The following is an 18,141-nucleotide window of genomic DNA, read 5'->3' as shown; positions in this document are numbered from 1 at the left end:
GGCCCCCCGGCCGCGACGGGTTACCGCGTTGACAGCGCGAGTCCTAGTAGCGGTAATGATCCGGCTTATAAGGCCCATCCACCGACACGCCGATATAGTCCGCCTGGGTCTTGCTCAGGGTGGTCAGATGGGCGCCAATCTTGCCGATGTGCAACCGCGCGACCTCTTCATCCAGGCTCTTGGGCAGGATGTAGACCCCGACCGGATACTTGGCGGTGTCGGCATAGAGCTCGATCTGGGCCAGCACCTGGTTGGTGAAGCTGGCGGACATCACGAAGCTCGGGTGGCCGGTGGCGCAGCCCAGATTCACCAGGCGCCCCTGGGCCAGCAGGATGATGCGCTTGCCGTCCGGGAAGATGATGTGATCGACCTGGGGCTTGATCTCTTCCCACTGGTACTTGCTGATGCCGGCGACGTCGATCTCATTGTCGAAGTGACCGATATTGCAGACGATGGCCTGGTCCTTCATGGCGGCCATGTGGTCGTGGGTGATGATCCCCAGGTTCCCGGTGGCGGTGACGAAGATGTCCGCCAGCGGGGCGGCCTCTTCCATGGTCACGACGCGGAAGCCTTCCATCGCCGCCTGCAGGGCGCAGATCGGATCGATCTCGGAGACCCACACGGTGGCGCCCAGGCCGCGCAGTGACTGGGCGCAGCCCTTACCCACATCGCCATAGCCGCAGACCATGCCGATCTTGCCGGCGATCATGACGTCGGTAGCGCGCTTGATGCCGTCCACCAATGACTCGCGGCAGCCATAGAGGTTGTCGAACTTGGACTTGGTGACCGAGTCGTTCACGTTCATGCCGGGGAACAGCAGGGTGCCGGCATTGGCCATCTCATAGAGACGATGCACGCCGGTGGTGGTCTCCTCGGTGACACCCTTGATGGCCGCCGCGGCCTTGTGCCAATGCTCCGGATCGCGCTCGAAGGTGCGGGCCAAAAGGCCAAGGATGGCGGTCCATTCCTCGTTATCGTCCGCCGTGGGGGCGGGGACCTTGCCGGCCTTCTCGTATTCCACACCCTTGTGGACCAGCAGCGTCGCGTCGCCGCCGTCGTCCAGGATCATGTTGGGGCCGGCACCGTCCGGCCAGTTCAGCACCTGCTCGGTGCACCACCAGTATTCTTCCAGCGTCTCACCCTTCCAGGCATAGACCGGGATGCCGGCGGCGGCGATGGCGGCCGCAGCGTGGTCCTGCGTGGAGAAGATGTTGCAGGAGGCCCAGCGGACCTGGGCACCCAGTTCGACCAGGGTCTCGATCAGGACCGCGGTCTGGATGGTCATGTGCAGGCTGCCGGTGACCCGGGCGCCGGCCAGCGGCTTGGTCTTGCCGAACTTCTGGCGCAGGGCCATCAGGCCCGGCATCTCGGTCTCGGCAATGCGCATTTCCTTGCGGCCCCAGGCGGCCAGGGACATATCCGCTACTTTGTAATCGGTGAACTCACTCATGGGTTTAGCTCCGGAGTTAAACGTGAGTGAGCGCCGTTGTGAGGTCGACCCGCCGCCGAGCCTGGCCTGACACCCCGGTTGGGGGGCTTCAGGTCGCAACGCTCCTCGGTAGCGAGGTTTTTTGGTGATTTCGGAAAGTTACCGACCGCCGACTGTACGTGCGGCCGTAGGTGCGACTTAAGTCGCACCTACAGTCGCACCTACATCTTCAGACGCGGGCCTTCTGCTCTTAGAGCCCGGCGGCCGCGCGCAAGGCCTCGGCCTTGTCGGTGCGCTCCCAGGTAAAGCCCGGCTCATCACGCCCGAAGTGCCCGTACGCAGCGGTGTCGCGGTACTTGATCAGGTCCTTGTTGCCCAGGTCGAGCATACGCAGGATGCCGTAGGGGCGCAGATCAAAGTGCTCGTGGATCAGCTCGATGATCCGGTGCTCGCTGACATTGGCGGTGCCGAAGGTGTCGATCGAGACCGAGGTCGGCTCGGCCACGCCGATGGCGTAGGAGACCTGGATCTCCAGTTTGTCCGCCAGGCCGGCGGCCACCAGATTCTTGGCCACATAGCGCCCGGCATAGGCAGCGGAGCGGTCGACCTTGGACGGGTCCTTGCCGGAGAAGGCGCCGCCGCCGTGACGGGCCATGCCGCCGTAGGTGTCGACGATGATCTTGCGCCCGGTCAGCCCGCAGTCACCCACGGGGCCACCGACCACGAACTTGCCGGTCGGATTGATGTGATACTTGGTCTCGGCCTTGAGCCAACCGGTATCGCCCAGCACCGGCTTGATGATCTCCTCCATCACCGCCTCCTGCAGCGTGGCCAGGCTGACGTCCGGGCTGTGCTGGGTAGACAGCACCACGGCCTGGATCGCCACCGGCTTGCCGTCCGCGTAGCGGATGGTGATCTGCGACTTGGCATCCGGGCGCAGCCACGGCAGGGTGCCGTTCTTGCGCACCTCGGCCTGCCGCTTGCACAGGCGGTGGGCGTAGTCGATCGGCGCCGGCATCAGCAGATCCGTCTCATTGGTGGCATAGCCGAACATGAGCCCCTGGTCGCCCGCCCCCTGGGCTTCCTCGGTCTCGCGGTCCACGCCCTGATTGATGTCGCGGGACTGCTCGCCCAAGGCCACCAGCACGCCGCAGGTGTGGCCGTCGAAGCCCACTTCCGAGTTGTCGTAGCCGATGCCGTTGACCGTCTCGCGCACGACCCGCTCGTAGTCGATCTTCAGATCGGCGTTGGTCAGGGTGATCTCACCGGCAAGCATCACGAAACCGGTCTTGACCAGGGTCTCGCAGGCGACCCGCGCCTTGCTGTGGTTGGGGTCGCGGCGGTAGATTTCGTCCAACACGGCATCGGAGATCTGGTCCGCCATCTTGTCCGGATGGCCCTCGGAAACTGACTCGGAGGTGAAGATGTAGTCTTTGTTCATGACCTTAAAACTGCAGGTTGGCGACTGGGGTTGGGAAACCTAGCCGCTAAGGATAACGATTCGGCGCCCGAGATCCTAGCCCCCCAAGCGACATACAACCATGCGGCCGACAGGAACCGTCAGGCCGGTGCCTGATTTCGGCCCTGGCCCGACCATCAAGTCCACGTCGCGACGCAGTTAATTGTGGTTTAATCTGCGGTCGGCAGTTCGCAAGAATGACTCTCGGGCCAAGGCGGAGCGACATGACCGGAGCACTCCTGGAAAGCGGCACCCTCACCGAGTTCGAACCGCTCGGGACCGGCGGCGAGACCCTGTTCGGCGCGGCCCCTGAACTGCGGGCCGCCATCGAACGGCGACTCGGGGCCGAGGTCGCCGCCTGCTTTGCCGTACCGCAGCAAAATGCTTACGGCGACACGCTCGATTGGTACGCCCCCGAACGCGGACCAGTCACCCCCTGGGCAACGCTGTCCGATGCACAGCGAGCCGCCGTTCTGGAGCACATTGAGGCGTTGCGCAGGCAGGTGCTCGGGCTGAGCCGGGCGTTGGTGGGCGAAAGCCGGCACGACGTGCGCAACTTCGGGCGGCTGCTGGAACACGCGGCGACTGTCCCCGACGAATCCCATCTCTTTCTTGTCGGCCAGCGGCCGGTGCTGGCGTTCTGGGGCTTTCGTCGACGCGGCAGGAACTCGAACACCTTGGTACCGGTCGGAGCGAAACCGATCGGGCGCGAACACGCCGATGACAAGGGCACAATAGCGTTTGCCCCGCCGCCTCCCCCGGGCACCCCCAAGCGACCCGGTGCCGCGCACCGCCGTTGGTGGTGGTTGCTCGCCGCCGTGCTCGGCCTGACGCTGATCGCCGGCCTGCTCTGGCGCATCCTGGTCCCCTCGTGTTGCGCCCCGCCGCCGTCACTCGCCGGACCGCCCACCCCGCACCGCCCGGCAGCAACGACCGAAGCGCCGCCCGAGCCATTGGTGTTGCCCCCGGCGGCCATCGCGAGCGGCTCCACCGACTTCCTGACCGGTCGCTGGCAGGCGAGCAGCGATGCACTGGTCGACTCCGACAGCCGGCTACCACTGACGCTCGCCTATGAGCTCGACCGGGGTGCCGGCACGGTGACGGTCACCGAGCAGTCGGGCAGCGTCTGCCGGGCATCCGTCGCGGCGGCGTTCACTGGCGAAACCCTGACCTTCACCCCCCGCGGGGAGATCCGTTGCCCGAATCGCGCGACCTTTTACGGCGTCACCGTCACCTGCCGCCCCAGTACCGAGCAGCGCGCCGTCTGCACCGGACGCTTCCCCGACGGCAAGGCCTTCCATGTCGCACTCGGCAGAACCCCATAGGGCAGAACAGGAAACCACTCCGGACCGAAGATCATGCTTGCAAGACTGGAACGATTCGAGGAACAGGTCACGCTGATCATGAGCAGCGGCGTGCAGTTTCTGGACTTTGGCCTGACCCTGACGCGCAACCGTGAGATCGGCCAGTTCATTGCCCACGAGACTGAGACCGGGGCCGGACTATTACGCCTGGTGCCGGACCAACGCGGCACCCTGCAACGTCCCGATAATGACCAGAGCGCAAAAGCGCAACTGCAGGTCGCACTCGATGAGTCGCTGCGGCTATTCGACGGCGTCTGGCTACCGGTGCCCCTGTTGCGCCTGAATCCGCCCTATCGCTATGCCAACGGCCCCGAGACCTGGGCGCGCGCCCGCTTGATCGCGCTCGCCCCGCCGGAACAAGATCGCCAGGGTCATACCCATCGGCTCACCCTGGCCATCGACACCACGGTCTTCGAGGATGATCCCGAGCGCCGTTACCTGGCGCCCATCCAGCCGGATGTTCAGGCCGGCGCAACCTTCGAGTTGGCGCACGCCTCCCAACACATCAACTGGTTCCCGGCCCTGCCCTGGGTCGATGGCTGGCTGCGCGAGTGCCTGGACGAAGCGGCGGCAACCCTATTGCATCTGGCGCCCAATGATCTGGAGCAGGCGAAGAAGACGCTGGTTCACCAGGCGCACTATCTGAATCTGCTGGCATTCATCGCCGAGAACATACAGGCACCCAAGGTCAAGCTCGCGAGCAATCGCCGCGACGACATGACCACCCCGCTCAACGTCGACATGGTCCTGGACATCGGCAACTCCCGCTCCTTCGGCATCCTGGTCGAACATCACCCCAAGGAGCCGGACGGCTTGAAGTGGCGCTACGAATTGGAGCTGCGCGACCTCTCGCGCAGTGAGCAGACCTATCGCGAGCCCTTCGAGAGCCGCGTGGAGCTGGCCCAACCACTCTTCGGCAAGGAAAATTGGGCCGCCCGCAGTGGGCGCAGCGCGGCCTTCCAGTGGCCCACCATCGGCCGCGTCGGACCCGAGGCGGCCCGACTCGCGGGAGCGCGCCGCGGCACCGGGGGGGCGACCGGGATCTCCAGCCCCAAGCGCTATCTGTGGGATACGGAGCGCTTTCCCACGGGCTGGCGTTTCAACAGCGCCTTCGGACGCGCGGCGCTCGAACCGAAGGCCGTCGCGGCGCCCATCTCCATGTTGGTCAACGAGGAAGGGCGGGCGCTCTTCGATCTGCCGCAAGCGGAGCGCATCCCCGTCTTCAAGCCGCACTATTCCCGTAGCGCCATGATGACCTTCATGCTGGCCGAGGTGCTCGCCCAGGCCCTGCGCCAGATCAACAGCGCCGACCAGCGGCTGCGCATGGAATATTCGGACCTGCCGCGCCATCTGCGCTCGATCATCCTGACCATTCCACCCTCCATGCCCAAGCAGGAGCGCGACATCTTCGAGAACCGCGCCCGCGAGGCCGTCGGCATCGTCTGGAAGGCCCTGCGCTGGCACCCGGAGGATGACCCGATCGAGGGCGAGGGCGCGCAAAGCGCCTGGCCGCCGTTGCCGGAAATCAAAGTGGGTTGGGACGAGGCGACCTGCGGTCAGGTCGTCTACCTGTACAACGAGACCCAGAACAACTATGGCGGCCGGACCACCGAATTCTTCCTGCGCGCCGCGCGCCGGCGCGGCCCGGACCACGGCCGACGGCTGCGGGTCGCCACGGTGGATATCGGCGGCGGCACCACCGATCTGGTGATCAACGACTACCTCTACGACCCGACCGGCGGCGGACAGAATGCCTATCTGATTCCCGAGCAACGCTTTCGCGACGGCTTCAGGATTGCCGGCGACGACCTGGTACTCCAACTCATTCGCACCCTGCTGATGCCGGCCTTCGAGCGGGCACTGAAGGCCATCGGCATCCAGGACTACAAGCCACTGCTGGCGCGCCTGATGGGGGCTGAGCATCTGGACGTGCGCGACCGTGTCCTGCGCCAGCAACTCGCCGTGCAATTGCTCTATCCCGCCGGTCTGGCGCTGCTCGGGCTCTGTGAGCGCTACGACCCCCTCGACCCCGTGCGCGGCGCCGACGTGCGGACCTTAACGCTCGGCGAACTGGTGACGCAGGGCGGCGGCGGGGCGCCCTCGCCGGCGGTGAGCGGATTCATCCAGGACCTGGTGTCTGCTCAGGCCGGCACGCCGGGGGCGGCCTTCGATCCATTGGCGGTCCGCGTCGACGTCGATCTGGCCGGTGTGCACCGGCTGTTCATGAGCGATCAGTTCGAACTGGGCGAGCCCATCCGCTCACTGTGCGAGGTCATCGACCGCTACGACTGCGACGTGCTGCTGCTGACCGGGCGGCCATCGCGGCTGCCGGGCATTCAATCACTGTTCCGCTCCCTGCTGCCGCTGCCACCGGATCGGATCATCCCGCTGCACCATTACCACACGGGCAGTTGGTATCCATTCAATCGGCGTGGCATGATCGAAGACCCCAAGACGACCGCCGCAGTCGGGGCCATGCTGTGTCTGCTGGGCCAAGGCCGGCTGACCAACTTCTTCCTGCATTCGGCGGCCTTCCACCCCTACTCTACCGTCCGCCACCTCGGCATCATGGACAACAACATGGTCATCAGGGCCCAGGACCTGCTCTATTCGGACCTGCGACTGGACCAGGACGACTATGAATTGCCGCAACGCCCCTTCCAGGTCCTGGGGCTCACCCGGATCGGTTACCGGCAGATCGCGGTGGAGCGCTGGGCGGCCTCGCCGCTGTACCTGGTGGAGGTCGATCAGGAGCAGGGTGGCCCGATCATTGCGCAAGGCAAGAAACTGCTGGTGTGGCTGGAGCGCTGCCCAGGCCCCGGCCGGGAAGAGTACCTGTGTGTCTCACGGGTCGAGGTGGAAGGGGGCCATGCGCTGAGCCGAGACGCCGTCCATCTCCAGCTCAATACGCTGACGACCGTCGGGCTGAACGACGACAATTACTGGCTGGACAGCGGCAGTATCTACCTACCCACAGCATAGGGGAGTGCCATGCAACGATGCCTCCAGATTCGTGATGCCTGCGGCGGCGCCATCGCGTGGGTCGAGGCGAACCGCGGCCAATCGCCGCGGCTCGACCAGGAATCGGCCGCCCTGACGCTGCACCTGCGCCGGGCCCGCAACCAGGCGCGCGCACTGGCGCGCACCGCCGACCGCCCCTTCGCCGTCGGCCTCTTCGGTCTGTCACAGTCCGGCAAGTCCTATTTGCTCTCCGCGGTCGCGGCAAACCCATCGGGTCGACTCGATCTCGCCGTTGGCGATGACACCCTGGACTTTCTCACCCATGTCAATCCGCCCGGCGGCGGCAAGGAGGCCACCGGGCTCGTCACCCGGCTGACCCGGCGTCCAGTGGCCACCGCGCCGGGGTTCCCGGTACGCCTGCACCTGTTGTCCGCGGCCGATCTGGTCAAGGTCCTCGGCAACGCCTTCTTCAACGACTTCGACCGCGAGCGCACGCCCTTCGAGGTCGATAGCACGCAGGTCCGCGAACAGCTTGCCGCCTTGGAGCAGCGGCGACGCCGGCAGCCCGTCCCGGGGATGGACGCGGACGACGTGATCGACATTCAGGACTATTTCGAGCAGCGGTTCCCGCATAGCACCTACCCCTTGAAGGCAGACTTCTGGCCCACCGCCACCGCGCTGGTGGCCGATCTGGAGCCAGACGACCGGGCCGAACTCTTCTCGCTGTTGTGGGGCGGGGTGCCGGAGCTCACGCAGACCTTTCGCCTGCTCTGTCAGTATCTCGCCAAGCTCGGTTTTGCCGCCATGCTCGACTGTCCCCTCGCCGTGCTGGTGGCGCCCGCCGCCGACGGCGGCTGGACCCCCGCGGGGAGCATCGTCGATGTCGACGTACTCGACCGGCTGGGTAAGGACCTGGACGATACCCTGCGCGTCCTGCCGATCGGCCGCTCACCGCCGGCCGACGCGGTGGCCATTCCCCGCTCCGTCCTGGCCGCCCTGACCGCCGAGATTGAACTGGTCCTCGCCACTCCCCCCAAGGCCGAGGTCCTCAATCAGGTCGACCTGCTCGACTTCCCGGGTTATCGCGGACGCCTCGCCATCGCGAACCTGGCGGACGTGCGCCGCCAGCTGCGCGACGATCAACTCGATCCGGTGGCGCAACTGGTACTGCGCGGCAAGGTGGCCTATCTGTTCGAGCGCTATACCGAAGGCCAGGCGATGAACGCCTTGATCCTCTGTACCCCATCCAATCAACAGAGCGATGTCAGCGACTTGGGTGAGGTGATCGCCTCCTGGGTCAACCTCACCCAGGGCCCGGACCCGGCGACGCGCGCACTGCACCGCCCGGCACTGCTGTGGGCACTGACCAAGTTCGACCAACGCCTGGATGTCCTGCCCGGACAGACGGTGGACGGTCTGCAAAACTATTGGGCCGGCATGATCAAACTCGTCCTGGAGCATTTCGGCAAGTACCAGTGGGTACAGGAGTGGACGCCCGGGGAATGCTTCGACAACCTGTTCCCCGTGCGCAAGCCAGGCAAGGCCGGTGCGGTCATCGACACCCAGGGCGAGCAGGAACTCGCGGTGCGTCCTGACAGGATCGCAACCCTGACGCTCGCGCGCACCACCTTTTGCGCCGAACCTTTGGTTCGCAAACACGTCCGCGAGCCCGCACTGGCCTGGGACGCCATGCTCACACTCAACGACGGCGGCGTATCGCGGCTCATGGAACAGCTCACCCTGGTGGTGGACCACGACGCGCGCCTGCGCCAACTCCGCCACCAGATGGATACCTTGGCCGCCGGCATTACCGACCAGTGGTTGCGGCGCTTTTATCGCGCCGAGGGCCTGCGGGCGGCCACCGACAAAAAGGCCCAGGTCACCCGCATCGTCGAGCCGCTCTTGGGCAAGACCGATCGGATCGGCGACCTGATGGCCCTGTTGCAGCCGTCCCGCGACCAGTTGCGCTCACTGTATCTGCGCACCGATCAACCAGACGAGGTGGGCGGCGGCGCCCAAGCGCCGGCGCCAAGCGGTGTCGTCGGCATCTCGCTCGCCGCGATCTTCGACGATGGGATTGCCGATGCCGCGCCGAGCGCTCCGCTGCCGCCGCCCCCGGATCGCGCGGCCCGCTTTGCCAGGGACGCCATGCGCAGTTGGGTGCAACAGCTGAAGGACCTGACCGACCAGGAGCAGATGCGCGGCTATTTTGGCCTGCCGCGGCAACAGTTCGACGACCTGATCGATGAGCTGGTCACCGGTGCCGATCGTCTTGGGCTGGAGCAGGTCATCGCGGCGGCACTGCGCGGCGATGCCAATCTCGCCGGCGCCCTGCGCCAACAGCTGGCCTCGCGCCAGGTGGATGCCGTCTACTTCGTGCTGTGCGCGTTCATCGACCAACTGGAGTCATTTGAGCCGCCCGTCGAAGGGGATGCGACTCGCGATCGACCCGCGGCCGGTCGCCCGGGCAACGCCGCCCCATTTGCACCGCCGCCGCCGATCGCGACCGGCCAGGTCCCGGACCTGGCGCCGCACCCGGAGCCTTTCACGACCCGCTATATCACCGACTGGCTGCGTGCCTTGGTGGCGTTAGCGGTAAACAACGCGGGCCATCAGGTGGGCCAGGAGATCCCGGCCGACCAGAACCGCCGCCTCGGCGAGATCCTGGCGGCGCTGGCGGGCGATGGTCGTGCCGAGGTGAAAGGATCGCCCTGACGCGCCCCAATAGATTGGATGTAGGTGCGACTTAAGGCGCACCTACGTTTGGTAATCACCTATAGCTTTCACAGTAATGCCAACAGGAACGCATCGACCATGGCAGCCATCTTTCGCCTGACCCCCACCGCGCCAGGGCAAGCCCGCATCGACGTCACAGGCGTTGCGCTACCGGCGCCGGACCAGGGCTTGGAGGTCAGCTTCGAATCGTCGGAGGACACCTATATCGGCCGCGATGGGTCCTGGCAGGACGCACCCTATTGGCACCGGTTGGAGCGGTTCCCGGGCCCGGCAACCAGCGCCTTCCTGGCCGGGCCAGTGATCGTCGATGCACTGTCCCAGGCCGGCAGCTGTTTTGCGTCGGCCCGGTGGAAGGATGGTCAGGCGGCCGGGGTGCTGCGAATTACCGGGGAGCTGATCGGGTCCGCGGGGCTGAAGAGCGGGCCGGCGCCCGACGCGCCCAGCGAGCACCCCGAGGACCAGTCGGGACCGCCAATCCCCACAATCCCGCCCATCCCAGGCGCGCTGAGCGCGGACGAGCCCGCGGTCATCCCCTTGCGGCGGCGCACACCCGTGCTACTGGCGATTGGCGGACTGTTACTGCTCGTCGCGGCGGCCGGGGCGCTGTGGCGGCTTGGCACCTTCGATGGCGACCCCACGCAAGGGACGGCACGCGAGGCCTCCCCCGGGGTGCCAACAGCATCCGACACCGATCAGCCGAACGCGGCCCGGCAGCCCGACGCCGAGCCGCCGGCCAACACCCCGCAGGGGCCGGCACACGGCCAAGCCGATCGGCCGGCCGCGGAGACACCCGCAACCGGGCCGACCCCGAACGGAGGGGCGGCGACGGCGTCGCCGAGCCCACCCAGGAACCCCAAGACCGGAGCACCGAGCGACGCCCCGGGGGGACTGTCGCAGAGCCAATCAGGTCAGCCGGCCGAGGCGAAACCGGGAACCGGGCCGACCCCAGCCGGGGGAGCCGCACCGGTAAGCCCAGCGAATGGCCAAACAAACACCACCGTACCCCCGGATGCCCGGCCGGGACCCGGCGCGCCGGGGCCGAACCTTGCCCCGGGCGCCCAGACCGCCACCGAACCGACGCCGGTACCGACCCCCTACGACGCCCCGCAACTCAAGGGCCCTGAGTATGTGAGCTGGCTGATCGACCAGGCGCCGGATGCCGCGACCTACCGGTCACAAGCCGAGCGTCGCGCCAAACAGGGCGACTGCGCGGCCGCCATTCTGCTCAATGACCGCGCGGCACGCGCCAACCCCGAGGCCGCCGCCCAGGTAGCACGCCTCTATGACCCGGCCGGCTTCCGGCCGTCGCCGTGCATCACTCAACCCAGCGTCAGCAATGCCAGGGAGTATTATGAATTGGCCGGTGCCGGGGGCGTGGCGGACGTGCAACCGCGCCTGGAGGCGATCCGCGGCCAGCGCCCGGCACCAGTCCCGACCAACCGCACCTGGGAAAACCGCCAGTGACCGTCCGGGCCACACCGGAGCGCGGGCGAGTGATCGCGGAGACCTCAAGGACCTAGGACACATGCACCCAAGATTCATCGCATCGGCATTCATCGTTTCTCTGCTGGCGCTGCTGTTGGTCCCCCTGGCGGGGTCCGCCGCGCCGACCGAGACGCCGCTCCTTCAGCCCGGCAAGAAGGCCCTATACGAGCGCGTACTCACCCGACCAGGGGCGCGGGTCGGCACCACCCCGGGCGAGGTCGGTGATCGTCGACTGGTCGCGGCCTTCAGCCAGTTCTATGTGTATGAGCGGCGCCAGGCGGGTAACCAGGCATGGTTGCGGGTCGGGGGCGATACCAAGGGAAGCATCCTGGGCTGGATCGCCGAGCCGGAGACCGTCCCATGGAAGCAACAGCTCATCCTGGTCCTCACCAACCCCGCGGTCCGCGACCGGCTGGTGTTCTTCGACTCGCGCGCCAGCCTGGAGCAGGTCCTGCGCTCCCCGCGGCCGACCGAGATCACCCAGCCACTCATCCGCAGCATCGCGCAAGGCGGGCGGGACAGTCGCGTCGTCGCCCTGGAGCCTGAAAACTATGTCGATATCCGGGAACGCTTCTATCTGCTCCCGGTACTCGACCATGTCCAGACGACCTTGGCCTCCGGCGACTCGGTGCGACTGCTGCGAATCGCCTCGGTCACCGAGCCGGACGCGGGGCGGCCCCCGCCGCCCGGCCCCGGCACCCCGCTGACCGGCCCTGAGCCGACGCCGCAGGAACGGCCCTATCGCGCCGCGGTCGTCTTTGTCATCGACTCGACGCTCTCGATGGGCCCCTATATCGAGCAGACCAAACAGGCGGTCACCCAGGTCTTGCGGCGCCTGCGCGAGGCCGGAGTCATCGATCGGGTCCGCTTCGGGCTGGTCGCCTTCCGCGCCGAGACCGACGACGCGACCCAGAACCGCCAGCTCGACTATGTCGCCCGCACCTTCGTCGACCCCACCCAGGTGAGCGACGACCAGGCCTTTCTGGCGAGCGTGCAAAGCCTGCGGGAGGCCCGGACCGCCACCAGCTATTTCGATGAGGACGCCTTTGCCGGGGTGACCGCGGCACTCGATAAGACCCCTTGGCAGGGCTTCGATGCCCGCTTCGTCGTCCTGATCACCGACGCCGGGGCGCTGGACGGCAGCGTGATGGACGGCGGCCGACGGGTGGAATCCAAGTCCGGTCTGGATGCCGCACGGCTCGCCTCCCTGGCCGGGGAGAAGCAGGTCGCCATCACCGTCTTTCATCTCAAGACCGCGGCCGGCACCGCGGACCACCGGCGCGCGGAGGACCAGTACCGCGAGCTCGCCCGCAACGCGCGCTTTCAGACCGAGGCCTATCTGCCCATCAACGGCGGATCGGCCGCGGACTTCCGCCGGGCCGTGGACGCACTCACCACGACCATCGTCGCCAACGTCGGCGAGACCACGGCGAACCCCGCACCCACCAGCCAGGCCAAACCGCGCCCCGCCGCCCCGAGCCCTGCCGCCGGGGCCGACGAGACCGAGCGCCACATCCGCGAGATCGCCAACGCGCTGGGACACGCGATGCGCCTGCGCTATCTCGGCAATCGCACCGAGACCCGTGCGCCCACGGTTTTCGATGCCTGGATCAGCGACCGGGATTTTGCCGACCCGAGCAAACAGACGGTCGAGGTCCGGGTGCTGCTCACCAAGAACCAGCTGAGCGACCTGCAGATGATCCTGCAGCGGATCGTCAACGCCGCGGACAATGGGATGCTCAAACCGGACCAGTTCTTCGACACCCTGCGCTCGATTGCCGCCCAGTTCGGACGCGACCCCAGCCTCGCCACCAGCACCAACGCCAAGAAGCTGGCGGATCTCGGGCTGCTCGACGAATATCTCGAAGGCCTGCCCTATCAGAGCCAGGTCATGGCCCTGAGCCAGGACATCTGGACCCGCTGGGGACCGGAGAAGCAGGTGGAATTCACCAATGACCTGAAGCGCAAACTGCGCCAATACGCGCGTTACAACGAGGATTGGGAGGGCTGGGTCAACCCCGCCCAGACGCCCGGCACCACCGGCGACATCGTCTACCCGGTCCCGCTCGACGACATGCCTTGAATCGGGCGGCGCCACCATGACCATGCTCCTGGAAGTCGAAGCGATGGCGTTTAGCCGCGGGGCGGATGACCAGCGCTTCACCGTGGAGATCCCGTCCCTGACACTGCACGCCGGGGAGTTGGTGGCCGTCACCGGGCGCAGCGGTTCGGGCAAGAGCACCGTGCTGGAACTGCTGGGTCTGCTGAGCCAGCCGCACGCCATGGGACACTTCCTCTGGCACGGACAGGGGCACGCCGTCGACCTCGCCCGGCTCTGGAGTCGCCGCGCCCATGGCGAGCTGGCGCAGATCCGCGGCGCCGCCATGGGCTTCGTGCTCCAGACCCACGGCCTGTTGCCCTTCCTCACCGTGGCGGGCAACCTCGCCCTGATCCGCCGCTCCCTGGGGCTGCCCCAGCGCGACGCCCAGCTCGACGCCATGATCGAACGGCTGGAGATCGGCGCCAAGCTCCACAAGAAACCCCACGAACTCTCAGTCGGGGAACAGCAGCGCGCCTCCATCGTGCGCGCACTCGCCCATCGCCCCGCCCTGGTCCTGGCGGACGAACCCACCTCCGCGCTGGACCCCGGGCTCGGCGATCGGGTGATGGAACTGCTCCTGGAACAGGCCAAAGCGCATGGCATCGCCATCCTGATCGCCACCCACGAGGTGGAGCGCGTCGAGCAACTGGGCTTGCGCCGGGTGTGCGGCAGCGATCAGCGGCCGGCGAATGGCTTCGCCTGGCGGTTTGCGGGATGACCGCGCCCACGCCGGCCCGGACGCCACGGCGCCTGCGCCGCCGGGGCCGCGCGGGCATCGGGCTGGCACTGCACGACCTGGTCCATGACCGCCGCACCACCCTGGTCCTGCTCTTCACCGTCGCGGCCATCGTCGCCCCGGTGATGCTGCTGTTCGGGCTCAAGAACGGTGTGGTCGCCACCATGATCGAGAAATTCCTCAAGGAGCCGAGCAACCTCGAGGTCACCATCTATGGCAATACCGACCTGACCCGCGACTGGTTCGCACGCTATGGCGCCCGCCCGGACCTGCGCTTCATCCTGCCCAATACGCGGACCATCAGCGCCACCATCGACCTGGTCGCCACCCCGGAGCGGGCGCAAACGGCCGTGGAGATGATCCCCAGCGCGGCCGGCGATCCGTTGTTGCCGCCGGGACTCGCCGCCCCGGCCGCGCCGGGCGACCTGCTCCTCACCGCGACCCTGGCCGCCAAGCTCCGCCTGGCCCCGGGCGACCCGGTCACCGGCATCATCCGCCGCGGCGGCAGCGGCAACCTCCAGAAGGCACGGCTCGATCTGCGGGTGACCGGCGTCCTGCCCGAGGACCGCTTCGCCGGCGATGCGGTCTTCTGCCCGCTGGCCCTGCTGGTCGCCACCGAGGACTATCGCGACGGCCTGCGCCCGACGCTCGCGACCACTGAACTGACCGACACCCTGGCCGCCGCCCGCACCCACTTCGCCAACGCCCGCGTCTATGCCGTCGACATCGCTGGCGTCGAGACCCTGGCCGCCGCCATGCGCGCCGACGGCATCGAGATCCGCACCCAGGCGGAGAAGATCCGCAGCCTGAAGGCCCTGGCCGACACCCTGGCCTTCGTCTTCCAGGTCGTCGCACTCATCGGCACCCTGGGCGGCGTACTGGCATTGGGCGGCGCACTCTGGGTCAACGTGGAGCGCAAGCGCCGCAGCCTGGCACTGCTGCGGCTCTACGGCTTCGGCAACCTCACTGTCGTATTGGTCCCCTTAGCGCAATCCATGGCGATCGCCATCGGCGGCTTCATCCTGGCCTATGGCGGCTATCTCGCCGGGGCCGCGGCCTTCAACCGGGTCCTCGGCCAGAACCTGGCCGGTCAGGGCTTTGTCTGCCGGCTCGGGCCTGAGCACCTGCTCGCCGCCGCCGGCCTCACCCTGGCGGTCGCCCTGCTCGCCGCCAGCGCGGCCGGCTATCGTGCCAGCCGGGTCGATGCGGCGGAGTGTCTGAGGGAGACCTGAGCGGCCGTGAAAGTATTCCCGTAGGATGGGTAGAGCGCAGCGAAACCCATCGACGGCGCTTCGATAAAGCCGTGATTGCTGGGTTTCGCTGCGCTCTACCCAGCCTACAGAGAGATGACTCCAACCGTCTCCTTCCGGCTGCAGGCAGATGTAGGCCGCCCTTCAGGGCGACCACTGCTTGCGGAAGAAGGTGGCTGGGATGATGCTCAAGGCCGTGGCAGGCATCGATCATCTGGACCAGGACGCCGGAAACCAGATCGCGACCCGGCGGGCGATGCCCCCTGGCCGCCCTGCCCTCCGACCCGGACGGTATTGCCGAACCCTGGGGACCACCTCTTGCAAGGGGTAAGGAGGTAAAGGATTAAGGGGATAACGTCCTGGCCACGCGGAAACCGAGGTCGTTATTCCGGTAGCCGGAGTCGAGCAAATTGCGGTTGGCCGAGCGCAGGTTCCTGGGGGAGTAGTGCCACGACCCGCCGCGCACCACGCGCCGCCCACCGGCCTCCCAGGCACTGCCGTCCGTCGGGGCTCCCCCATAGGTATAGTGCGAGTGGTCCTCCACCCATTCCCACACGTTTCCATGTACCTCGTGCAGGCCCCAGGGGTTGGCCGGCAGACTCCCCACCGGGACTGTCTGTTGCCGGTTGACCCCGGTCTTGGCGCCGCAGCCATTGTAATCATAGTTCCCGTCGTAGTTCGCCTGATCCGTGTTGATGCAGGGTCCGGTCCAGAACGGCGTCTGCGTCCCAGCCCGCGCGGCATACTCCCACTCTGCCTCGCTCGGCAGCCGATAAGGCACCCCGGTCTTCTTCGATAACCAGACCGCGTAGGCCGTCGCATCATCCCAAGTCACATTGATGACAGGATGCTGATCGCGCCCCCAACCCTGATCGGCCGGCTTCGCCCGCCCGGTCGCGTCACAGAAGGCGTCATATTGCGCAAAGGTCACCGCGGCCTTGCCGATCGCAAAGGGGGCAATGCGCACCTGGTGTCGTGGACCTTCATCCATGGATCGCTCCGGTTCATCCTCCGGCGAGCCCATCCAGAACATGCCGCCGGGCAGGGCGATCATCTTCAGTCGGCTATGGCGCTTCGTCACCGCCGCTCGGATCACGATGAACGCCGCTACCCCGAGCACCACGGCCAAGGCGATCATGAGCACTCGAGTGAACGCACCGATCCGAAACGACCAAGCACCCGTCAGGGCGGCGGAGGTTGGCGGCGCCGCCTGCGCGAGCAGTGCCGTTTTCGGCTCGATGATGGGTGGCAGCGGCTGAACCTCAGCCACCGGAACAGACCGCCGCCGCTCGGCCTCACGCACCTTCTCATCGGTGGTAAAGATCGCCACGCCGGCCAGCAACCGCAGCCCGGTCCGCGCGCCCGGGTCGGCGGCGAATGGCGGCAGCGCCCGGCGCCACTCGGACCCCAGTTCGGTCTCCGGGCTGTCCGCGTGCCCGCCGACCACTACCGCAAAGGGATCGGTCGACCCAAGCACCCATTCGGCGGCATTACCATAGATGTCATGCAGCCCCAGCGGGCTGGCCGCCCGCCCGCCGATGGGTTGGCACTGCCCGCGGGCATTGGCGGCATACCAGGCGTGGGCGGCGAGCCCCTCCGGCATAGGATAGCGGGAGCCGGCGAAGGCGCCCGCCGGGACGCCCAGGCCACCGCGGGCGGCATATTCCTATTCGTCCTCGCTCGGCAGGCGCAGATAGGCCGGCACCCCATCGACCCGCGGCAGACAGGGCGTGGCGCCCTCGGCACAGGCCGGGATGGAGTCGGCATTTGCGGCCAGCCACAGCGAATAGCGGTCGGCCATCTCCAGCGCCTCCCACCAATCGCCGACCTGCGGGGATTGCAGCATCGCCTGGGGCTTGGGACAGGGGGCGCCCGCGGCCTGCGCCGCCAGGGTCTGGGCCTGCAAGCCGCTGACCTCGTATTTGCCCAGCAACAGATAGGGAGTGGCGTCCGCCCGCTCGAAGGGACCGGTGACGGCATAGCCCGCCTCCCGCCCGGGGGTTGCCACCACCCGAAACGCCATGGCACCCCCGCAGGGCAGCGGCAGGACCCGATCGTCCGGCCGCGGCTGGGGGTTATAGAGCGATTCAGCCCAGATCACGGCCGGCGCGGCCTGGACCTGGGCGAGGCCGAGCCAAAGGCCGACCGCCAGGGACAACCCCCGCCAGGTGACTGAGCGTGCGAACCGCTGCATGGTGTGAGTGGAACCCCTTGCGCCAATCAATGGAGACGGACAGTTTGACACAACCGGCCTTGATCACAATTGTCGCCAGGCGATCGGTCCGCACAGCGGACCCGGCTTAGGCGATTTCCTGGAAAGCTCATACCCAGATTGCATCCGTTCGTGATGACATTGAATCCGTTCGTGGTGAGCTTGTCGAACCATGAACGGATTCAATGTCAGCCTCGGAGCGGGATTTTCCGTTCGTCCTTCGACAAGCTCAGGACGAACGGAAAATCGTAAAACCTCTTCCAGAAAGCACCTTACGCCGCCCCCGTAGGGTCCGCTGCGCGGACCAACGACCTCGCGGCTAGTACCCTATGCCACCCTAGCCCGGCTTCGACTATTCGACCCCGGATGTTGCCATTTTAGGCCCATTTTGGCCCTTGGCGGTAGTGT

At 67.1% G+C, this 18,141-nt stretch carries 11 protein-coding genes, 1 pseudogene and 1 riboswitch; of the genes and pseudogenes, 7 read left to right on the top strand and 5 right to left on the bottom strand.

The window, feature by feature from the left end; all coding sequences use genetic code 11:
• Nucleotides 1-43 precede the first annotated feature (43 nt).
• Together ahcY and metK are read right to left on the bottom strand one after the other, a co-directional pair.
• Nucleotides 44-1,450 carry an adenosylhomocysteinase gene (gene ahcY, locus QZY44_RS18885; RefSeq protein WP_295449772.1) on the bottom strand — a complete coding sequence of 469 codons (1,407 nt, stop codon included), beginning with the start codon at nucleotides 1,448-1,450 and terminating at the stop codon, nucleotides 44-46.
• 21 nt (nucleotides 1,451-1,471) lie between these two features.
• Nucleotides 1,472-1,563: riboswitch (S-adenosyl-L-homocysteine riboswitch) on the bottom strand.
• Between the two features lie 116 nt (nucleotides 1,564-1,679).
• Nucleotides 1,680-2,870: a methionine adenosyltransferase gene (metK, locus tag QZY44_RS18880; RefSeq protein ID WP_295449769.1), complete on the bottom strand. Its 1,191-nt coding sequence runs from the start codon at nucleotides 2,868-2,870 to the stop codon at nucleotides 1,680-1,682.
• Between the two features lie 242 nt (nucleotides 2,871-3,112).
• Here metK and QZY44_RS18875 point away from each other — a divergent pair, with 242 nt between their 5' ends.
• The 7 genes from QZY44_RS18875 (at nucleotide 3,113) to QZY44_RS18845 (ending at nucleotide 15,503) form a co-directional block, all read left to right on the top strand.
• Nucleotides 3,113-4,213 carry a hypothetical protein gene (locus tag QZY44_RS18875; RefSeq protein WP_295449767.1) on the top strand — a complete coding sequence of 367 codons (1,101 nt, stop codon included), beginning with the start codon at nucleotides 3,113-3,115 and terminating at the stop codon, nucleotides 4,211-4,213.
• Nucleotides 4,214-4,246: 33 nt separating this feature from the next.
• Nucleotides 4,247-7,234 (top strand): virulence factor SrfB, encoded by a 2,988-nt coding sequence (locus QZY44_RS18870; RefSeq protein ID WP_295449764.1) that lies wholly within the window; start codon nucleotides 4,247-4,249, stop codon nucleotides 7,232-7,234.
• A 9-nt stretch (nucleotides 7,235-7,243) separates the two neighbouring features.
• The gene (locus QZY44_RS18865) at nucleotides 7,244-9,928 is read left to right on the top strand and encodes a virulence factor SrfC family protein (protein WP_295449761.1); all 2,685 of its coding nucleotides are present in this window, start codon (nucleotides 7,244-7,246) and stop codon (nucleotides 9,926-9,928) included.
• 99 nt (nucleotides 9,929-10,027) lie between these two features.
• Nucleotides 10,028-11,413, top strand: coding sequence for a hypothetical protein (locus QZY44_RS18860; RefSeq protein ID WP_295449758.1), 1,386 nt, complete (start codon nucleotides 10,028-10,030; stop codon nucleotides 11,411-11,413).
• A gap of 61 nt (nucleotides 11,414-11,474) precedes the next feature.
• Nucleotides 11,475-13,517, top strand: coding sequence for a vWA domain-containing protein (locus QZY44_RS18855; RefSeq protein ID WP_295449756.1), 2,043 nt, complete (start codon nucleotides 11,475-11,477; stop codon nucleotides 13,515-13,517).
• A gap of 16 nt (nucleotides 13,518-13,533) precedes the next feature.
• On the top strand, nucleotides 13,534-14,253 hold the full coding sequence (locus QZY44_RS18850) for an ATP-binding cassette domain-containing protein (RefSeq protein ID WP_295449754.1): 720 nt from the start codon (nucleotides 13,534-13,536) through the stop codon (nucleotides 14,251-14,253).
• A complete protein-coding gene (locus QZY44_RS18845; RefSeq protein WP_295449752.1) occupies nucleotides 14,250-15,503 on the top strand; it encodes an FtsX-like permease family protein in 1,254 nt (417 codons plus the stop codon). The genes QZY44_RS18850 and QZY44_RS18845 overlap by 4 nt, the downstream gene beginning before the upstream one ends.
• Nucleotides 15,504-15,864: 361 nt before the next feature.
• Here QZY44_RS18845 and QZY44_RS18840 read toward each other — a convergent pair whose 3' ends face one another.
• From QZY44_RS18840 to QZY44_RS18830, 3 genes and pseudogenes are all read right to left on the bottom strand, one after another.
• Nucleotides 15,865-16,791 (bottom strand): formylglycine-generating enzyme family protein, encoded by a 927-nt coding sequence (locus QZY44_RS18840; RefSeq protein ID WP_365304848.1) that lies wholly within the window; start codon nucleotides 16,789-16,791, stop codon nucleotides 15,865-15,867.
• Between the two features lie 213 nt (nucleotides 16,792-17,004).
• Nucleotides 17,005-17,175 (bottom strand): annotated as a pseudogene (locus QZY44_RS18835) (hypothetical protein); the annotation flags it as partial.
• A 12-nt stretch (nucleotides 17,176-17,187) separates the two neighbouring features.
• Nucleotides 17,188-17,715, bottom strand: coding sequence for a hypothetical protein (locus QZY44_RS18830; RefSeq protein WP_295449750.1), 528 nt, complete (start codon nucleotides 17,713-17,715; stop codon nucleotides 17,188-17,190).
• Nucleotides 17,716-18,141 lie beyond the last annotated feature (426 nt).

It is taken from the genome of uncultured Thiodictyon sp. (assembly GCA_903837595.1).
Taxonomy (GTDB): Bacteria; Pseudomonadota; Gammaproteobacteria; order Chromatiales; family Chromatiaceae; genus Thiodictyon.
This window is presented reverse-complemented; position numbering and strand designations above follow the sequence as displayed.

What these genes read in the sequence shown, in the direction of transcription:
- ahcY (WP_295449772.1), bottom strand. Translation starts at nt 1,450, where the DNA reads ATGAGTGAGTTCACCGATTACAAAGTAGCGGATATGTCCCTGGCCGCC.
- metK (WP_295449769.1), bottom strand. Translation starts at nt 2,870, where the DNA reads ATGAACAAAGACTACATCTTCACCTCCGAGTCAGTTTCCGAGGGCCAT.
- QZY44_RS18875 (WP_295449767.1), top strand. Translation starts at nt 3,113, where the DNA reads ATGACCGGAGCACTCCTGGAAAGCGGCACCCTCACCGAGTTCGAACCG.
- QZY44_RS18870 (WP_295449764.1), top strand. Translation starts at nt 4,247, where the DNA reads ATGCTTGCAAGACTGGAACGATTCGAGGAACAGGTCACGCTGATCATG.
- QZY44_RS18865 (WP_295449761.1), top strand. Translation starts at nt 7,244, where the DNA reads ATGCAACGATGCCTCCAGATTCGTGATGCCTGCGGCGGCGCCATCGCG.
- QZY44_RS18860 (WP_295449758.1), top strand. Translation starts at nt 10,028, where the DNA reads ATGGCAGCCATCTTTCGCCTGACCCCCACCGCGCCAGGGCAAGCCCGC.
- QZY44_RS18855 (WP_295449756.1), top strand. Translation starts at nt 11,475, where the DNA reads ATGCACCCAAGATTCATCGCATCGGCATTCATCGTTTCTCTGCTGGCG.
- QZY44_RS18850 (WP_295449754.1), top strand. Translation starts at nt 13,534, where the DNA reads ATGACCATGCTCCTGGAAGTCGAAGCGATGGCGTTTAGCCGCGGGGCG.
- QZY44_RS18845 (WP_295449752.1), top strand. Translation starts at nt 14,250, where the DNA reads ATGACCGCGCCCACGCCGGCCCGGACGCCACGGCGCCTGCGCCGCCGG.
- QZY44_RS18830 (WP_295449750.1), bottom strand. Translation starts at nt 17,715, where the DNA reads ATGCAGCGGTTCGCACGCTCAGTCACCTGGCGGGGGTTGTCCCTGGCG.